Annotated in this window: 1 protein-coding gene; it reads left to right on the forward strand. The window is 66.8% G+C overall.

From position 1 onward, the window contains the following. Positions 1–60 precede the first annotated feature (60 nt). Positions 61–404: ATP-binding protein (locus WDW90_RS38340; RefSeq protein WP_488803329.1), on the forward strand; the 344-nt coding region annotated here is incomplete at its 3' end.

Here is a 404-nt window from a genome sequence, read left to right on the forward strand (position 1 = left end):
GTCAGGTGCGAGGCTGCGGGCATCGTCTTCATCGGGCCAGGAGTGAAGGCCCTCGGCCTCATGGGCGACAAGATCCGCGCCAAGCAGCACGTCTCAAAGGCCGGTGTTCCGGTGATTCAGGGCGTCTCCTCGCCGGGCCTCAACAACGAGCAACTCGAGGCGGCGGCGATCGAGCTCGGTTTTCCGATTCTGGTGAAGCCTTCGGCCGGCGGGGGAGGCAAGGGCATGGTGCCCGTGCACGCCGCCTCCGAGCTGACCGAAGCGCTCGAGACCGCCCGCAGGATCGCCTCCTCCGCTTTCGGCGACGACACGCTCTTGCTCGAACGTCTGGTCACGGCGCCCCGGCACATCGAGGTGCAACTGCTCGCAGACACGCACGGAAACGTCATCCACCTGGGTGAGCG

This window comes from Methylobacterium nigriterrae (assembly GCF_037106235.1).
In the GTDB taxonomy this organism is placed as follows: Bacteria; Pseudomonadota; Alphaproteobacteria; order Rhizobiales; family Beijerinckiaceae; genus Methylobacterium; species Methylobacterium nigriterrae.